We start from the raw sequence: 14,856 nt of genomic DNA on the forward strand, positions 1-14,856 counted from the left end.
GGAGAGAGATGTCTGCGCCCCTGTCACGTGTCCTGACGCCGTCGGCCACCGACCTCCCGCCGGGCGTCTCGCTCGAGCAGGTCCTCGCCGACCTCGCCGACGACCAGGTCTCGGCCCCTCCGGAGCGCGTCGACGATCTCGTCGCCGTCGTCGACCGCGCGCAGCAGCACGGGATCGATCTGAGCATCGTCGTGCTCGACCGCGATCCCCGCCTCGATTCGCAGCTGCGCGACCTCGCCACGGACGTCGCCGGCGAGGACGGCGGCACCGTGCTCGTGCTGAGTCCCGGCTGGGTGGGCGCCCACAGCGACAGCATCGACCGGGTGCTCCTCGAGTCCGCGCAGGACCGCACCTACACCGGCGACCCGGTCGTCTCGGCGTCGAATTTCGTCGACGCTCTCACCGAGCCCGCGCCGCCCTGGACGCTGTTCACGGTGCTGCTGCTGCTCGCGGTCGCGGGCGCGGCCGGAGCGACCTACCTCGCCAAGGCCGTCCGTCGCCGTCGCGACACCGACACGACGAGCGCGGCGGCGGCCGACCGGATCGAGCGCTGACGCGGCGGAGAATTTTCGTCTCGCGCTGTGGCCGTCGTCACAGCTCAGGCCGTTGACACAGGTCTCATTCCGCTTCCGTCTTCTGTGACTGGAGTTTCATCGGGGTGCGAAGTGTCGTACGGTGCACTTGGCGCTCTTGGGGAAGGGGTGTCACACATACCCGGTGCCGGGTCGCGGTGCGAACCGTGAATCGACGCCGGGCCGTCGAGCGGTGCAACCGCGGCCTCGTCCGCGGTGGATCGCTGCTGCACCGACCCCTTTCCCGGTTGCGCTCGGGTGCGTCCCGCCGGCGCGACCGAGGGAGGGCGATGTGAGGCGTAGCGGAATACGGCAGGCGATGTCCCGGCAGTCGTCGCGGACGCCCCGAAGACGCCGCTTGTCCCGCACGGCGCGGCTGGTCCTCGGCATCGGCCTGGCCACCTCCCTGATCGCGGGCACCGCCGCGTCCGCCGGGGCGGTCCCACCCCCGCCGCCCAATCCGAGCGATGCCGATCTCGCGGCAGCCGGGGGCGCCGTCGCCGCCGGGCTGGACCAGGTGGGTGGTCTCATCCTCCGCATCGCCGCAGCCGACCAGCACCTCGCCGAACTCGAGAACCAGGTTGCGATCAAACGGGAGAACGTCAACCGGGCCCTGGTCGACCTGCAGTCCGCCCGCGATGCCGCCGACGTCGCCGCCCACGCGGTCACCCTGTCCCAGCAGGCACTGAAGGACGCCGGCACCCGGATCCGGCAGGCCCAGCAGGACTTCGACGCCTTCGCGCGCGACAGCTACGTCCAGGGCACCAATGTCGCCTCGCTCGCCTCGTTCATCGGCTCCACCGGGCCCGACGACCTGCTCGACCGCGCCCAGATCATGCGCCTGCTCTCCGCGGGCCGTACCGCCGTCCTCGACGCGCTCGAACGGGCCCGCACCGAGCAGGCCAACCGGGACTCGCGAGCGCGCGCCAGCAAGCAGGAAGCGGACGCCGCGGCCGCGGCGGCGGAGGAACGCCGTGCCGCTGCCGAGGCCGCCATCAGCGAGGCGCGTACCGCGCTGGCCGCACAGACCGCAGAGAAGCAACGCATCGAACAGGACCGCGCACAGGCGCAGGCGGAACTCGACCGGGCCCGCGGCACCGTCACCGGACTCGAAGGTCAGCGCGCGCAGTACGCGGAGTGGGATCGGCAGCGGCAGGCCGAGGAGGCCGCGACGGCGGCGGCCGAGGCTGCCGCGCGGCAGGCGGCGGCCGATGCCGCCCGGCGCGTCGCCGCCGACGCCGACGCCAACGCCCGTGCTGCCGAATTGGCCAACGGGCAGCGGCCCCACACTCAGATCGACGGCTACGTGCGGCCCCAGCCCGCGGCCGCCGAATCCGGCGAGTCCGAGGTCGGATTCGAGTCGCCGCTGCCGCCGACCTCCGGCACGACCCGGCCGGGGCGCGCCACATCGGGGCAGGACGGATCGGGTACCGACGGCTCGGGCACGGACGGCTCGGGTACCGACGGCTCGGGTACCGACGGCTCGGGTACCGACGGCTCGGGCACGGACGGCTCGGGCACGGACGGCTCGGGCACGGACGGCTCGGGCACGGACGGCTCGGGCGACTCGACCGACGGCAGCGAGGACGACGGCAGCGAGGACGCCGGCTCCGAGGACTCGACGATTCCCGACCGCGCCGACCCGGTGGAGGAGGAAGACACCACCACCACTCCGCCCACCCGCAGCCGGCCCCGGACCAGTTCCGAGCGGGGCTCGACCCTCACCGGCGCGGCCGCCGTCGAGACGGTGATCGATCGGGCGATGTCTCAGATCGGGGTGCCCTACGCGTGGGGCGGGGGCGACGAGAACGGCCCGACCCTCGGCATCCGCGACGGCGGCGTCGCGGACAGCTACGGCGACTACAACAAGGTCGGCTTCGACTGCTCCGGGCTGATGATCTACGCATTCGCCGGGATCGGGATCTCGCTTCCGCACTACACCGGCTACCAGTACACCGCCGGCGAGCAGGTGCCGTCGGCACAGATGCGCCGCGGCGACATGATCTTCTACGGCCCCAACGCCAGCCAGCACGTGGGCCTGTACCTGGGCGACGGGCAGATGATCGAAGCCCCGCAGTCGGGTTCGCACGTGAAGATCTCACCGGTACGCTGGGACGGCATGACCCCGTACGTGGTACGGATGGTCTCCTGACACGCTGTTCCGCCCGGCCGGAGGAGGACTCGTCCGACGCCGGTGCCCACGCGCACCGGCTCGGCGACGGCGCCGCCGTCCGCCACCTGGAATAGTGGTGTGGGTAGGTGACTTCCAGCAGCAACGAGGCGAAAGCGGTGGATTCTTGGTGACCTCACGCGAGGGTGGGACGTCGGGCACGGCAACGTCGGACGCGAAGACCGCCGTGGCCGCCCCGGCCGGGGAGACGGGCCGCACGTCGGACCAGGCACACGATGTGCGTCTGCTCGAACAGGCCATCTACGAAGTCAAGCGGGTGATCGTCGGTCAGGACCGGCTCGTCGAGCGGATGCTCGTCGGCGTCCTCGCCCGCGGCCACGTGCTGCTCGAGGGTGTCCCCGGCGTGGCGAAGACCCTCGCGGTCGAGACGTTCGCGAAGGTCGTCGGCGGATCGTTCTCCCGGGTGCAGTTCACCCCCGACCTCGTGCCGACCGACCTCGTCGGCACCCGCATCTACCGGCAGGGCCGCGAAGCATTCGACACCGAACTCGGACCCGTCGTGGCGAACTTCGTGCTCGCCGACGAGATCAACCGTGCCCCGGCCAAGGTGCAGTCCGCCCTGCTCGAAGTGATGGCCGAACGGCACGTCACGATCGGCGGCCGGACCTTCCCCATGCCGGACCCGTTCCTGGTGATGGCCACCCAGAACCCGATCGAGAACGAGGGCGTGTACCCGCTGCCGGAGGCGCAGCGCGACCGTTTCCTGTTCAAGGTCCTCGTCGACTACCCCACGGTCGAGGAGGAACGCGAGATCGTCTACCGCATGGGGGTGGCGGCACCCGAACCCAAGCAGATCCTCGACAGCGACGAGCTGATCCGCCTGCAGCAGGTCGCCAACCGCGTGTTCGTCCACCACGCCCTCGTCGACTACGTGGTGCGGGTCATCTTCGCCACCCGTTCTCCCGGCGAGATCGGCCTGACCGAGGTCGACGGCTGGATCGCCTACGGAGCGTCCCCGCGGGCGACTCTCGGCATCATCTCCGCCGCGCGTGCCCTGGCCCTGCTGCGCGGCCGCGACTACGTCGTGCCGCAGGACGTCGTCGACATCATCCCGGACGTGCTGCGGCACCGGCTGGTGCTGTCCTACGACGCCCTCGCCGACGACGTCTCGCCGGACCAGATCATCGCCCGCATCCTGCAGACCGTCGGCATGCCGCAGGTGGCCCCGCAGGCCGAACCACCCGTCCCCGCCCCGGCGCCGGTCGGGGTCGCAGCCGCGCCGGCGGCACGGATGCCCGGGCCGGAGGCCGGTGCGGGGCAGCGGTGAGCCGACGCCCCCCGGTGACTCCGCCGACCTTCCGTTCCGGCGAGTTGCGTGACCCCGCCCTGACGGCGACGCTGCGAACCCTCGAGCTGACGGTGCGGCGCCGCCTCGACGGGGTGCTGCACGGCGACCACCTCGGACTCATCCCGGGCCCCGGCTCCGAGCCCGGCGACGCCCGCGAGTACCAGCCCGGCGACGACGTGCGCCAGATGGACTGGTCCGTCACCGCTCGCACCACCCACCCGCACGTGCGGCAGACCGTCGCCGACCGCGAGCTCGAGACGTGGCTGGCGATCGATCTCTCGCCCAGTCTCGACTTCGGCACCGGGGTCTGCGAGAAGCGGGACCTCGCCGTGGCCGCCGCCGCCGCGGTCGGCTATCTCGCCGGCGGCGGCGGCAACCGGATCGGCGCGGTGGTCGGGACGGGGGCGCACACCCGCCGCGTGCCCGCCCGCGGCGGCCAGCTGCACACGCAGGCGATGCTCCGCTCGATCGCGACGACCCCGCACGCCCCCGACGGCACCCGCGGGGACCTGCGCGGTCTGATCGAGTCGCTGCGGCGCCCGCAGCGGCGCCGCGGCCTGGTCGTCGTCGTCAGCGACTTCCTCGGCCCCATCGACTGGGAACGGTCGCTGCGTGCCCTCTCCGGCCGGCACGACCTGCTCGCGGTGGAAGTCCTCGACCGTCGCGATCTCGAACTTCCCGACCTCGGCGACGTCGTGCTGCACGACCCCGAAACCGGGCGCACCCGCGAGTTCACCACCACCGAGCAGTTGCGCGCCGACTACGCGCGCGCCGCCACCGAACACCGCGACGCCGTCCGCCGGGCCGTCCGCAGCTGCGGCGCCCCCCTGCTGAGCCTGCGCACCGACCGCAACTGGATCGACGACGTCGTCCGGTTCGTCGCCGCGCGCCGCCACAGCTTCGGCGCGCCGGTGAAGGGGGCCCGGTGAGCATCTCCGACTTCACCGCGCCGTGGTGGCTGCTGTTCCTTCTCGTCGTCCTCGCCCTCGCCGCCGGCTACGTGGCGGTGCAACGCCGCCGCATGCGGCACACACTGCGGTTCACCAACTTCGAACTGCTCGAGAAGGTGGCGCCGCAGCGGCCCGGCCGCAGCCGGCACGTCCCGGTCGCGTTGCTGCTGGCCGGTCTCGCGTTGCTCACCGTCGCCGCGGCCGGGCCCACCGCCGAACAGCGGGTCCCGCGCAACCGCGCCACCGTCGTCCTGGTGATCGACGTGTCCCTGTCGATGCAGGCCACCGACGTCGAACCGACCCGTCTCGCCGCCGCGCAGGCGGCCGCCAAGTCCTTCGCCGACGACCTCACGCCCGGCATCAATCTCGGCCTGGTGGCGTTCTCCGGCACCGCCTCGGTGCTCGTCTCGCCCACCACCAACCGGGCGGCCACCAAGACCGCGATCGACAACCTGCAGCTGAGCGAGCGCACCGCCACCGGGGAGGCGATCTTCACGGCCCTGCAGTCCGTCGACACCCTCGCCGCGGTGCTCGGCGGCGGCGACCAGGCACCCCCGGCCCGGATCGTGCTGCTCTCGGACGGCAAGCAGACCGTCCCGGAGAGCCCCGACGACCCGCGCGGCGGATTCACCGCGGCCCGGCAGGCCGCGGACAAGGACGTGCCCGTCTCGACGATCTCCTTCGGCACCGAGTACGGCACCGTCTCGATCGAGAACGAACGCATCCCGGTTCCGGTGGACGACCCGTCCCTCAAGGAGATCGCCAACCTCTCCGGGGGCACCTTCTTCACCGCATCGAACCTGCAGGAACTCGAGGACGCCTACAACACCCTCGAGGAACAGATCGGGTACGAGACCACCCGCGGTGACGCCAGCCGGCCCTGGCTGATCCTCGGCGTCCTCGCCGTCTCCGGTGGGGTCGGGGCCGCCCTGCTGCTGCGTCAACGCCTGCCCTGACCTGCGCGGCAGCCGGGCCGCCCGCCGCTCGGGGCGCCTTGTTACCGACCCGTACCGCCACCAGATAGGGTTTGACCCCATGACTGACGCAAGCAGCCCCGCCGGATCGCCGCGCCCCGCGGCCACCCCCCGCTCGGTTCTCGTCACCGGCGGCAACCGTGGCATCGGCCTCGCCGTCGCCCGCCGCCTGCAGGCGGACGGCCACAAGGTTGCCGTCACCCACCGCGGCTCCGGCGCCCCGGAGGGACTGTTCGGCGTCCGCTGCGACGTCACCGACAGCGACTCCGTCGACGCCGCGTTCAAGGCGGTCGAAGAGCATCAGGGACCGGTCGAGGTCCTGGTCGCGAACGCCGGCATCACCGACGACACGCTGCTGATGCGGATGACGGAGGACCAGTTCACGAAGGTCGTCGACGCCAACCTCACCGGTGCGTTCCGGTGCGCGAAGCGCGCCAACCGCGCGATGCTGCGGGGGCGCTGGGGCCGGATGATCTTCCTCGGCTCGGTCGTCGGTATGGCCGGCCAGGCGGGACAGATCAACTACGCGTCCTCGAAGGCCGGTGTCATCGGCCTGGCCCGCTCGGTGACCCGCGAACTCGGCTCGCGATCGATCACGGCGAATGTCGTCGCGCCGGGGTTCATCGAGACGGACATGACCGCCGAACTCTCCGACGACGTCCGCGACACCGCGAAGAAGTTCATCCCGCTGCAGCGTCTCGGCAAGCCCGAGGACGTCGCCGCCGTCGTCAGCTTCCTCGCCTCCGACGACTCCGCGTACGTCTCCGGCGCGGTCATCCCCGTCGACGGCGGCCTCGGCATGGGCCACTGACCCCGGCACACACGCCACCACATCCGAAACTCACTGGAGGACCGACACACTCATGGGCGGACTGCTCGAGGGCAAGACCATTCTCGTCACCGGCATCATCACCGACGCCTCCATCGCCTTCCACACCGCGAAGGTCGCGCAGGAACAGGGCGCCAAGGTGATCATCACCGGCTTCGACCGGCTACGCCTGATCGACCGCATCGCGCAGCGCCTGCCGCAGCCGGTGCCGCCGGCCCTCGAACTCGACGTGCAGAACACCGAGCATCTCGACACCCTCGCCGACCGCGTCCGCGAACTCGCCCCCGACGGCCTCGACGGCGTGGTGCATTCCATCGGGTTCGCCCCCCGCTCCTGCCTGGGCAGCCCGTTCCTCGACGCGCCGTGGACCGACGTCGCCGTCGCCCTCGAGGTGTCCGCCTACTCCTACGCCGCCCTCGCCAAGGCACTGCTGCCCGCCCTCAACGACGGTGCGTCCCTGGTCGGCATGGACTTCGATCCGGCCCGGGCCGTGCCCTTCTACAACTGGATGGGCGTGTCCAAGGCCACCCTCGAGTCCGTCAACCGCTACGTCGCCAAGGAGGTCGGCGGCCGCGGCATCCGTTCCAACCTCGTCGCCGCCGGCCCGATCAAGACCCTCGCGGCCAAGGCCATCGCCGGCGACGCCACCGGTCCCGGGGCGGAGATGAACCGGCTCAACGAGGGCTGGTCCGCGGCTGCCCCGATCGGCTGGGACGTCGAGGATCCGACGCCCGTCGCCAAGACCGTGTGCACGGTCCTCTCGGACTGGCTGCCCGGCACCACCGGGTCGATCGTCTACGTCGACGGGGGCTTCCATTCCCAGGTCGGCTTCGGTGCCGGAGCCTAGGGTCGAGCCATGACCCCTACTCCCGAGCCGTACGACGCGCTGCTGGTGCTGTCGTTCGGCGGTCCGGAAGGCCCGGACGACGTGCGGCCGTTCCTCGAGAACGTCACCCGCGGCCGCGGGGTGCCCCCCGAACGCCTCGACGAGGTCGCCGAGCACTACCTGCACTTCGGCGGGGTGTCGCCGATCAACGCCCTCAACCGCGACCTCATTGCTCGACTAGAGAAGGATTTCGCCGCCGCCGGGCTGGACCTGCCGATCTACTTCGGCAACCGCAACTGGCACCCGATGATCGAGGACACCGTCGCGGCCATGGGCGGCGACGGGGTGCGCAACGCCCTGGTGTTCCCGACCTCGGCGTGGGGCGGCTATTCGGGGTGCCGGCAGTATCACGAGGACATCGCCCGGGCCCGCGCCGCCGTCGGCGACGACGCGCCCGCGCTGACCAAACTGCGGCACTTCTACGATCATCCGCTGTTCCTCGCCGCCGTCGTCGACGCCGTCGCCGCGGCCCGGGCCCAGCTGCCCACCGACCGTCGCGACGCGGCCCGCCTGGTGTTCACCGCCCACTCGGTGCCCACCGCCGCCGACGCCACCGGTGGTCCCCCCGATCGGGGTGGACACCTCTACAGCCGGCAGGTCGCCGAGGCCGCCCGCCTGATCGCCGCCGCCACCGGCACCCCCGACCACGACCTGGTGTGGCAGTCCCGTTCCGGGCCCCCGCAGGTGCCGTGGCTCGAGCCGGACATCGTCGACCACCTCGACGCTCTGCACGCCCGCGGCGTCGACGCGGTCGTCGTCGTGCCGGTCGGATTCGTCTCCGACCACCTCGAGGTCGTCTGGGACCTCGACACCGAGGCACGCGACCGGGCCGCGGAACTCGGCATGGCATTCGTCCGCGCCGCCACCGCCGGCACCGACCCGCGGTTCGTGCAGATGGTGCGCGAGCTGGTGCGTGAACGCCTCGACGGTGCCGCCCCCGTGCGGCGCGGCACCGAGCCGCTGCTGGGCGTCGGGTGCAACGGGGAGTTCTGCGCCCCCGAATGCTGCCGGCCCCCGGCACGGCCGCGCCGCTGACCGGGCGGGCCCGGCCCGCGACCGCGGGCCCGGCGTCCGGGATCCGGCCGACGCCGTCCACCGGCCGCGCCGGGTCGCCTCGCTGACCGTCGGGCGGCGCAGCCCCGGCCAGTGTCGTCACGGCCCCGCCAGGGTCGTCGCTGCCGGGTACCCGAGCCGGACCGGAGGGCAGTCGTGCCGATTTCGGGCTCGCCGGCCACGACCCGGGAGAAGATGTCGGCATGACGACGGGGCCGGTCCTGCCCGGCACGGACGCAGGGGACCGTCAGGACAGGGGCGCTCAGCCGCCGGGAGCCGCTCACTGCCACGGCACAGCGGCCGACCCCGCACCGCGACGAAAGGCCGCCCCGTGACCGCACCGCCCACCGCCGTCGACGACGCCGCCGTCACCCGCGTCGAGGTCTTCCTCGTCGCCACCGTCGCGACCGTGCTCGTCACCCGCGGCTACCTCGCCGCGACCGGCTATCCGCAGATCGGCGGCGGCACCTTGCACATCGCGCACGTGCTGTGGGGCGGGCTGCTCATGGCCGTCGCCCTCGTCGGCGTCCTGATCCGGCACGGCAGCCGGGTGCGGATGCGCGCCGCGCTGCTCGGCGGGATCGGCTTCGGGTTGTTCCTCGACGAGGTCGGCAAGTTCCTCACCACCGACGTCGACTACTTCTTCCGGCCCGCCGTGGCCGTGATGTACGTGGTGCTCGTCGCGTTCTATCTCGGTGCCCGCGTAGCGCTGGCGCAGCGCGGCCCGACCGACCGGCAGCGCCTCGCCGTCGGTCTCGAGGCGCTGACCGATCTCGTGCTCGGCCGGCTCGACGAGCTCGCGCGCCGCCGCGCGCTGGACGTCCTGGCGGGGGTCCGGGACCCGGCGCAGCGCGAACTGGCCGGCTCGATACGGGCCGGGCTGGCCGCCCCGGTCGCGGCGAGGACCGGATTCGACGGGCGCATTGCCGTGGCCCGGGACCGGATCGAGCACCGGGTCACGGCCTGGGCGGCGACCGCCGCGGCCCGCCGGCTCGTGCTCGGGGTGTTCGCCGTGCACGCCGTCCACACCCTCGTCGGACTGGTGATCGTGCTGGCCGGGTCGGGGTGGGCGGCCGAGGACGCCGGCATCTCGGAGATCGGCGCCGAACTCTCCGGTGCCGTGAGTGCCGTGCTGATCGTGGCCGGGCTGTGGCAGTTCGCGCGGCGCCGCGATCTGCCCGCGCTGCGGCTGCTGTACGCCTCCGTCGTGGTGAACCTCCTCGTCACCCAGGTGTTCCTGTTCGACCTGCGCCAGTTCGGCGCGCTGGCCGGGTTCGCGGTGTCGCTGCTGCTGCTGATCGTGGTGCGGGTGGCGATCCGGACGGAGAAGGCCGTCGTCGTGCCGGGGGACGTTCCGGACGGGGTGTCCGCGGCCGTGCGTCAGGCGTGATGGCCCGCCCGGACCGCGGCCGCCACCGCCCCGAGCCGGGCGGCGCGTACGGCCGCCCACAGCGGGCGCAGCGCCTGCTCTCGCGTGGCCTGCCCGGTGGCCGAGGCCGCGTCCGGTTCCGCGCCGCGGCCGGCGACGGTGAGGATCGCCGCGACCTGGTCGGCCGAGTCGAGGATGCGGGCGGCGCGCTCGGGCATCGAGTCCGGATAGCGGTGCCGCGCATGTTCGGCGATCTCGGCCGCGATCTGCTCCCGGGGGTCGGCGGCGCGGCCGCCGGCGCTCACGGTCAGCACCCGGCCCACCCTCGTCGCGGCGTCCCGCACCGCCTCGCGCATGGCGAACTCGGCCTCCCCGAGGCCGGGCTCGGCGGGCGGTTCGGGCACCGCCGGGACCGCGAACAGGGTCCAGCGCAGCACGTCCGGGCCCTCCACCGAGGGGACGAAGCCGAGACCGGGTGTGCCGGGTGCGCCCGCGAGCACGGCCTCGCCGGCCGCGACCGCGGCGCGGGCCAGCGCGGTGCCCGGGGGCAGGCCGCGGACGTCGCCGGGCGCGGGCAGCACCAGCCGGATCCCGTCCGCGCCGGCCGGGTCGGCCCGGCGCAGCGCGGTGAGCAGCACGGCGGCGCCGTCGACGGGGGAGTGTTCGGGCACGCCGGAGAGGTCGCCGGCGGGCTCGTCGTGGGAGACCACCAGATGCATCGGCGCCCAGGCGTGCAGGGCGTCGAGGACGTCGTCCGGCGCGGCGTGCCCGGCCAGCCAGGAACCGGCCCACACCGTCAGGGTCTGACCGGGGGAACTCACGGTTTCCGAGCATAGGCGCCGTACCGACGGCGGAGCATAGGCGCCGTCCCGACGGCGGAGCATAGGCGCCGTCCCGACGGCGGAGCATAGGCACCGTCCCGACGGCGGGGCCACGACCGGTCGGCGTGCCCTCCCGCCGCGGCGGCCACGGCGGCCCTAACGTTGCGCAGGTGAGTCCCGACATGTACGGCGGCGACATCTTCGCCGGCCATCCGCGCGCCCGTAGACCCGCAGTTCCCGAGGTGGCTGCCGAGAAGGACCTGGTGGTCGAGGACGCCGCGTCCGGGTGGTGTGGCGCGGTCGTCGGCTTCGAACGCACCTACGACGGCGACTTCGTCCGGCTCGAGGACGCCGCGCGGCGCACCCGGCTGTTCGCGCTGCGTCCGGCGGCGTTCCTCCTCGACGGCCGGCCGGTGACCCTGGTGCGGCCCACGGCGCGCCCCGCGACGGCCGGCCCCGCCCGGTCCGCGTCCGGGTCGACGAAGGTCGCCGGGCTGCGGGCGCGGGTCGCGCGCGGCAGCCGGATCTGGGTGGAGGGGGTGCACGACGCCGCCCTGGTCGAACGGGTGTGGGGGCACGACCTGCGCGTCGAGGGTGTCGTGGTCGAACAGCTCGAGGGCCTCGACAACCTCGGGGAGCGGCTCGCCGGGTTCGCCCCCGGTCCCGGCCGCCGCGTGGGGGTGCTCGCCGACCACCTCGTCACCGGTTCCAAGGAGGAGCGGCTGACGGCGAATCTCGGGCCGCACGTGCTCGTCACCGGGCATCCGTTCGTCGACGTGTGGCAGGCGGTGCGGCCGAAGGCGCTGGGCATCGAGGCATGGCCGACGATTCCGCGTGGGCAGGACTGGAAGACCGGGGTGTGCCGGGCGCTGGGGTGGGGCAGCCCGCAGGACGGGTGGCGGCGCGTCTATTCGGCGGTGTCGAGCTTCCGCGATCTCGAGGCACCGCTGATCGGGGCGGTCGAGCAGCTCGTCGATTTCGTCACCGAGCCCGCCGAGGACTGACCGCACGAGGCCCTGGCCTGGGGTTCCACCCGGGATGTCCGATTTGTGGTTGGATGGCGTCGTGTCGGCATTGATATGGCTGATCGCCGGGCTGGTGCTCGCCGCCGCGGAGGCGTTGACGGGCGATTTCGTCCTGCTGATGCTCGGCGCCGCCGCCCTGGCTACCGCGGGGGTGTCCGCCGCGACGGACCTGCCGGTGTGGGCCGACGCGTTGGTGTTCGCGGTCTCGTCGCTCGTGCTGCTGGGCGGGGTGCGGCCGGTGCTGCGCCGCCGCTACGCGCTGCCACCGGCGAAGGCGACGAACGTGGACGCCCTGCCGGGCAAGCAGGCGCTGGTGCTCGAGGAGGTGGCTGCGCACTCCGGGCAGGTGAAGCTGGACGGGGAGGTGTGGACTGCGCGTCCGCTCGACGTCACCGAGGTGTACCCGCCCGGCACGACCGTGACCGTGATGCAGATCGACGGCGCGACGGCCGTCGTGTGGAAGGGGCCGTAGATGGAAGCGCTGATCGTGCTCGCCGTTGTCGTGGCGTTCGTCGCGCTGGTGGTCGTCAAATCGGTGGCGCTGGTGCCGCAGGCCGAGGCCGCGGTGATCGAGCGGCTGGGCCGGTACTACCGGACGGTGTCGGGTCAGCTGACGTTCCTGGTCCCGTTCGTGGACCGGATCCGCGCCAAGGTGGATCTGCGCGAGCGGGTGGTCTCGTTCCCGCCGCAGCCGGTGATCACCCAGGACAACCTCACCCTGAGCATCGACACGGTCGTGTACTTCCAGGTGACGAACCCGCAGGCGGCGGTGTACGAGATCAGCAACTACATCGCGGCGGTGGAGCAGTTGACGGTGACCACGCTGCGCAACGTCGTCGGCGGCATGACCCTGGAGGAGACGCTCACCTCCCGGGACTCGATCAACGGCCAGCTGCGCGGGGTACTCGACGAGGCGACCGGCCGCTGGGGTCTGCGGGTGGCCCGGGTCGAGCTCAAGAGCATCGATCCGCCTCCGTCGATCCAGGAGTCGATGGAGAAGCAGATGAAGGCGGACCGGGAGAAGCGGGCGATGATCCTCACCGCGGAGGGGCACCGGGAGTCGGCGATCAAGACCGCCGAGGGTGACAAGCAGTCCCGGATCCTGTCGGCCGAAGGCGCCAAGCAGGCGGCCATCCTCGAGGCGGAGGCCGACCGCCAGTCGCGGATCCTGCGCGCTCAGGGTGACCGCGCCGCGAAGTACCTCGAGGCGCAGGGCCAGGCGAAGGCCATCGAGAAGGTGTTCGCGGCGATCAAGTCCGGCCGGCCCACCCCGGAGCTGCTCGCCTACCAGTACCTGCAGACGCTGCCGCAGATGGCGCAGGGCGACGCGAACAAGGTGTGGATGGTGCCGAGCGATTTCGGGGACGCCCTCAAGGGCTTCGCCCGGCATCTCGGTGCGCCGGGCGAGGACGGGGTGTTCCGCTTCGAGCCGAGCCCGGTCGACGAGCGGCTCCCGCGACCGGAGGAGGACACCGACGAGGTGGCCGACTGGTTCTCCACTGCGCGGGATCCGGAGGTCGCGCAGGCCGTCGCCGCCGCCGAGGCCGTCGCCCGCAAACCGGTCGATCCGGCGGTGCGCAACCCGACCGGCGCCGAGCGCCGGGGCGGTGAGCCCTCGTCGGCGGCGTTGCCGCCGTCGGAGCCGATCACGGGCGGATGGGTGCAGCCGCAGCCCGGGCAAAGGCACGGCGAACCCCAGTGACCGGAACCCGGGGATCCGGGCCTCGGGACCCGGACCCGGGGACCGCAGGGACGCTCAGGTGAGCAGGCCCCGTCCCACCCCGCACACCGCGACCGCCCACAGCACGCTGGTGAAGGTGCCGATGATGAACTGCTCCGAGGCCTGGGGTTCGCGCAGTTCGGGATAGCGCGCGAGGCCCTTGACGGCGAGCACGACGGCGATGCCCTCCGGCCATCCGGACAGGATCGCGGCGGCGACCGCCGCTCGCTCCAGCAGGCCGATCACCCGTCCGCCGCGCAGCGGTCCGGGCGGCGGTTCGGGTCCGGCCGGTGACGACGGGACCGGCCCCGCATCGGGTTGCCGACGGGCGATGCGGAACGAGGCCAGCACGGCGGGGGCGCCGCCGGTGACCGCCGCCGCGCTCGTGAGCACCAGGGTCGCGCCCAAGGCGACGCCACGGACCGCGGGGGTGGCGGTGGCGGCGAGCGCGGCACCGGCGAGTGCCGTCACGGCGAGTCCGGCGACGAGCCACACGGGTGTGCCGCGGCGCAGGCCCAGGGCCGGGGCCAGCGCGGCGACGGCGAGCAGAACCAGGGTGACGACGGTCAACGATCGGCCCTTTCCAGGAGACGGCGGGCGAGGGCGCGGCCGGCCGGTTCGGCCTGCCATCCGGCGGCGGCCAGACGCTGCGACACCGCCTGGGTGCTGATGCCGAGCCGCGCGGCGGCCTCGGCCTGGGTGAGCCCGCGGCGGACGAGTTCGACGGCCTCGTGTCCGGCATCGGACCGGCGGGTCACCAGCAGCGCCGTCAGGGTGAGGGCGGCGTCGGCGTCGGCGGCCGCGGCGGCGTCCGGTCCCTCCACCGCGACCCGGGCGGGCGCGTTCTTGGCGCGGTCGACGGCGCGGCGGGCATGTTCGAAGGCCGGTCCGCGGCCGGCGCGGGTCTGTGCCGGCAGGGGCTGTTCGACCGGGCCGACACCGATGCCGACGCTCCAGTGGCCGCGGCGGACGAGGTCGAGGGTGAGATCGACGACGACGGCCGGGTCGGCGGTGACGGCCTGCACCTCGTCGCCGGCGGTGCGTTCGAAGGGGCGGAGCAGCTCGGCGCCGCGCAGCTCGGTGAGCAGGTCCGCGACCCGGTCGACGTCCCGGCGGCTGCCGCGCTGGTCGACGGTCAATACGAACATTCATCAAGGATGGAGCCTTGAATGATAAAA

Annotated in this window: 15 protein-coding genes; 12 read left to right on the forward strand and 3 right to left on the reverse strand. The window is 73.1% G+C overall.

Going from position 1 to position 14,856, the window contains the following annotated elements:
- Positions 1–8: 8 nt before the first annotated feature.
- The 9 genes from ACM26Y_RS12465 to ACM26Y_RS12505 all read left to right on the forward strand — a co-directional run bounded on the left by ACM26Y_RS12465 (position 9) and on the right by ACM26Y_RS12505 (position 10,133).
- Entirely contained in the window at positions 9–554 is a 546-nt protein-coding gene (locus tag ACM26Y_RS12465; RefSeq protein WP_416063549.1) for a DUF6676 family protein, read from the forward strand.
- A gap of 337 nt (positions 555–891) precedes the next feature.
- The gene (locus tag ACM26Y_RS12470; RefSeq protein WP_416063662.1) at positions 892–2,724 is read left to right on the forward strand and encodes an NlpC/P60 family protein; all 1,833 of its coding nucleotides are present in this window, start codon (positions 892–894) and stop codon (positions 2,722–2,724) included.
- Positions 2,725–2,872: 148 nt separating this feature from the next.
- Positions 2,873–4,030 (forward strand): AAA family ATPase, encoded by a 1,158-nt coding sequence (locus ACM26Y_RS12475; RefSeq protein WP_416063550.1) that lies wholly within the window; start codon positions 2,873–2,875, stop codon positions 4,028–4,030.
- Positions 4,027–4,980, forward strand: coding sequence for a DUF58 domain-containing protein (locus tag ACM26Y_RS12480; protein WP_416063551.1), 954 nt, complete (start codon positions 4,027–4,029; stop codon positions 4,978–4,980). The genes ACM26Y_RS12475 and ACM26Y_RS12480 overlap by 4 nt, the downstream gene beginning before the upstream one ends.
- On the forward strand, positions 4,977–5,957 hold the full coding sequence (locus tag ACM26Y_RS12485; protein WP_416063552.1) for a VWA domain-containing protein: 981 nt from the start codon (positions 4,977–4,979) through the stop codon (positions 5,955–5,957). The genes ACM26Y_RS12480 and ACM26Y_RS12485 overlap by 4 nt, the downstream gene beginning before the upstream one ends.
- Positions 5,958–6,036: 79 nt before the next feature.
- Entirely contained in the window at positions 6,037–6,786 is a 750-nt protein-coding gene (gene fabG1, locus ACM26Y_RS12490) for a 3-oxoacyl-ACP reductase FabG1 (RefSeq protein ID WP_003939508.1), read from the forward strand.
- A 52-nt stretch (positions 6,787–6,838) separates the two neighbouring features.
- Positions 6,839–7,651 carry an NADH-dependent enoyl-ACP reductase InhA gene (gene inhA / locus ACM26Y_RS12495; RefSeq protein WP_003939509.1) on the forward strand — a complete coding sequence of 271 codons (813 nt, stop codon included), beginning with the start codon at positions 6,839–6,841 and terminating at the stop codon, positions 7,649–7,651.
- Between the two features lie 9 nt (positions 7,652–7,660).
- Positions 7,661–8,725 (forward strand): ferrochelatase, encoded by a 1,065-nt coding sequence (locus tag ACM26Y_RS12500; protein ID WP_416063553.1) that lies wholly within the window; start codon positions 7,661–7,663, stop codon positions 8,723–8,725.
- Between the two features lie 349 nt (positions 8,726–9,074).
- Complete coding sequence (locus ACM26Y_RS12505; RefSeq protein ID WP_416063554.1) at positions 9,075–10,133, forward strand: hypothetical protein; 1,059 nt, start codon at positions 9,075–9,077, stop codon at positions 10,131–10,133.
- On the opposite strand, the gene ACM26Y_RS12510 is transcribed toward ACM26Y_RS12505, so the two are convergent.
- A complete protein-coding gene (locus ACM26Y_RS12510) occupies positions 10,124–10,933 on the reverse strand; it encodes a hypothetical protein (protein WP_416063555.1) in 810 nt (269 codons plus the stop codon). The genes ACM26Y_RS12505 and ACM26Y_RS12510 overlap by 10 nt on opposite strands.
- A gap of 182 nt (positions 10,934–11,115) precedes the next feature.
- On the opposite strand from ACM26Y_RS12510, the gene ACM26Y_RS12515 reads away from it, so the two are divergent.
- From ACM26Y_RS12515 to ACM26Y_RS12525, 3 genes are all read left to right on the forward strand, one after another.
- Positions 11,116–11,937 carry a DUF3097 domain-containing protein gene (locus tag ACM26Y_RS12515; RefSeq protein WP_416063663.1) on the forward strand — a complete coding sequence of 274 codons (822 nt, stop codon included), beginning with the start codon at positions 11,116–11,118 and terminating at the stop codon, positions 11,935–11,937.
- Positions 11,938–11,998: 61 nt separating this feature from the next.
- Complete coding sequence (locus tag ACM26Y_RS12520) at positions 11,999–12,430, forward strand: NfeD family protein (protein ID WP_003934930.1); 432 nt, start codon at positions 11,999–12,001, stop codon at positions 12,428–12,430.
- Positions 12,431–13,660, forward strand: coding sequence for an SPFH domain-containing protein (locus tag ACM26Y_RS12525; RefSeq protein ID WP_416063556.1), 1,230 nt, complete (start codon positions 12,431–12,433; stop codon positions 13,658–13,660). It begins immediately after the preceding gene.
- Positions 13,661–13,714: 54 nt separating this feature from the next.
- On the opposite strand, the gene ACM26Y_RS12530 is transcribed toward ACM26Y_RS12525, so the two are convergent.
- Both ACM26Y_RS12530 and ACM26Y_RS12535 read right to left on the reverse strand, forming a co-directional pair.
- The gene (locus ACM26Y_RS12530; RefSeq protein WP_003934928.1) at positions 13,715–14,248 is read right to left on the reverse strand and encodes a hypothetical protein; all 534 of its coding nucleotides are present in this window, start codon (positions 14,246–14,248) and stop codon (positions 13,715–13,717) included.
- On the reverse strand, positions 14,245–14,826 hold the full coding sequence (locus ACM26Y_RS12535; protein ID WP_054374267.1) for a hypothetical protein: 582 nt from the start codon (positions 14,824–14,826) through the stop codon (positions 14,245–14,247). Before ACM26Y_RS12535 ends, ACM26Y_RS12530 begins: the two co-directional genes overlap by 4 nt.
- Positions 14,827–14,856 lie beyond the last annotated feature (30 nt).

Origin of the sequence: Rhodococcus indonesiensis (assembly GCF_047782815.1) — a bacterium.
Taxonomy (GTDB): domain Bacteria; phylum Actinomycetota; class Actinomycetes; order Mycobacteriales; family Mycobacteriaceae; genus Rhodococcus; species Rhodococcus indonesiensis.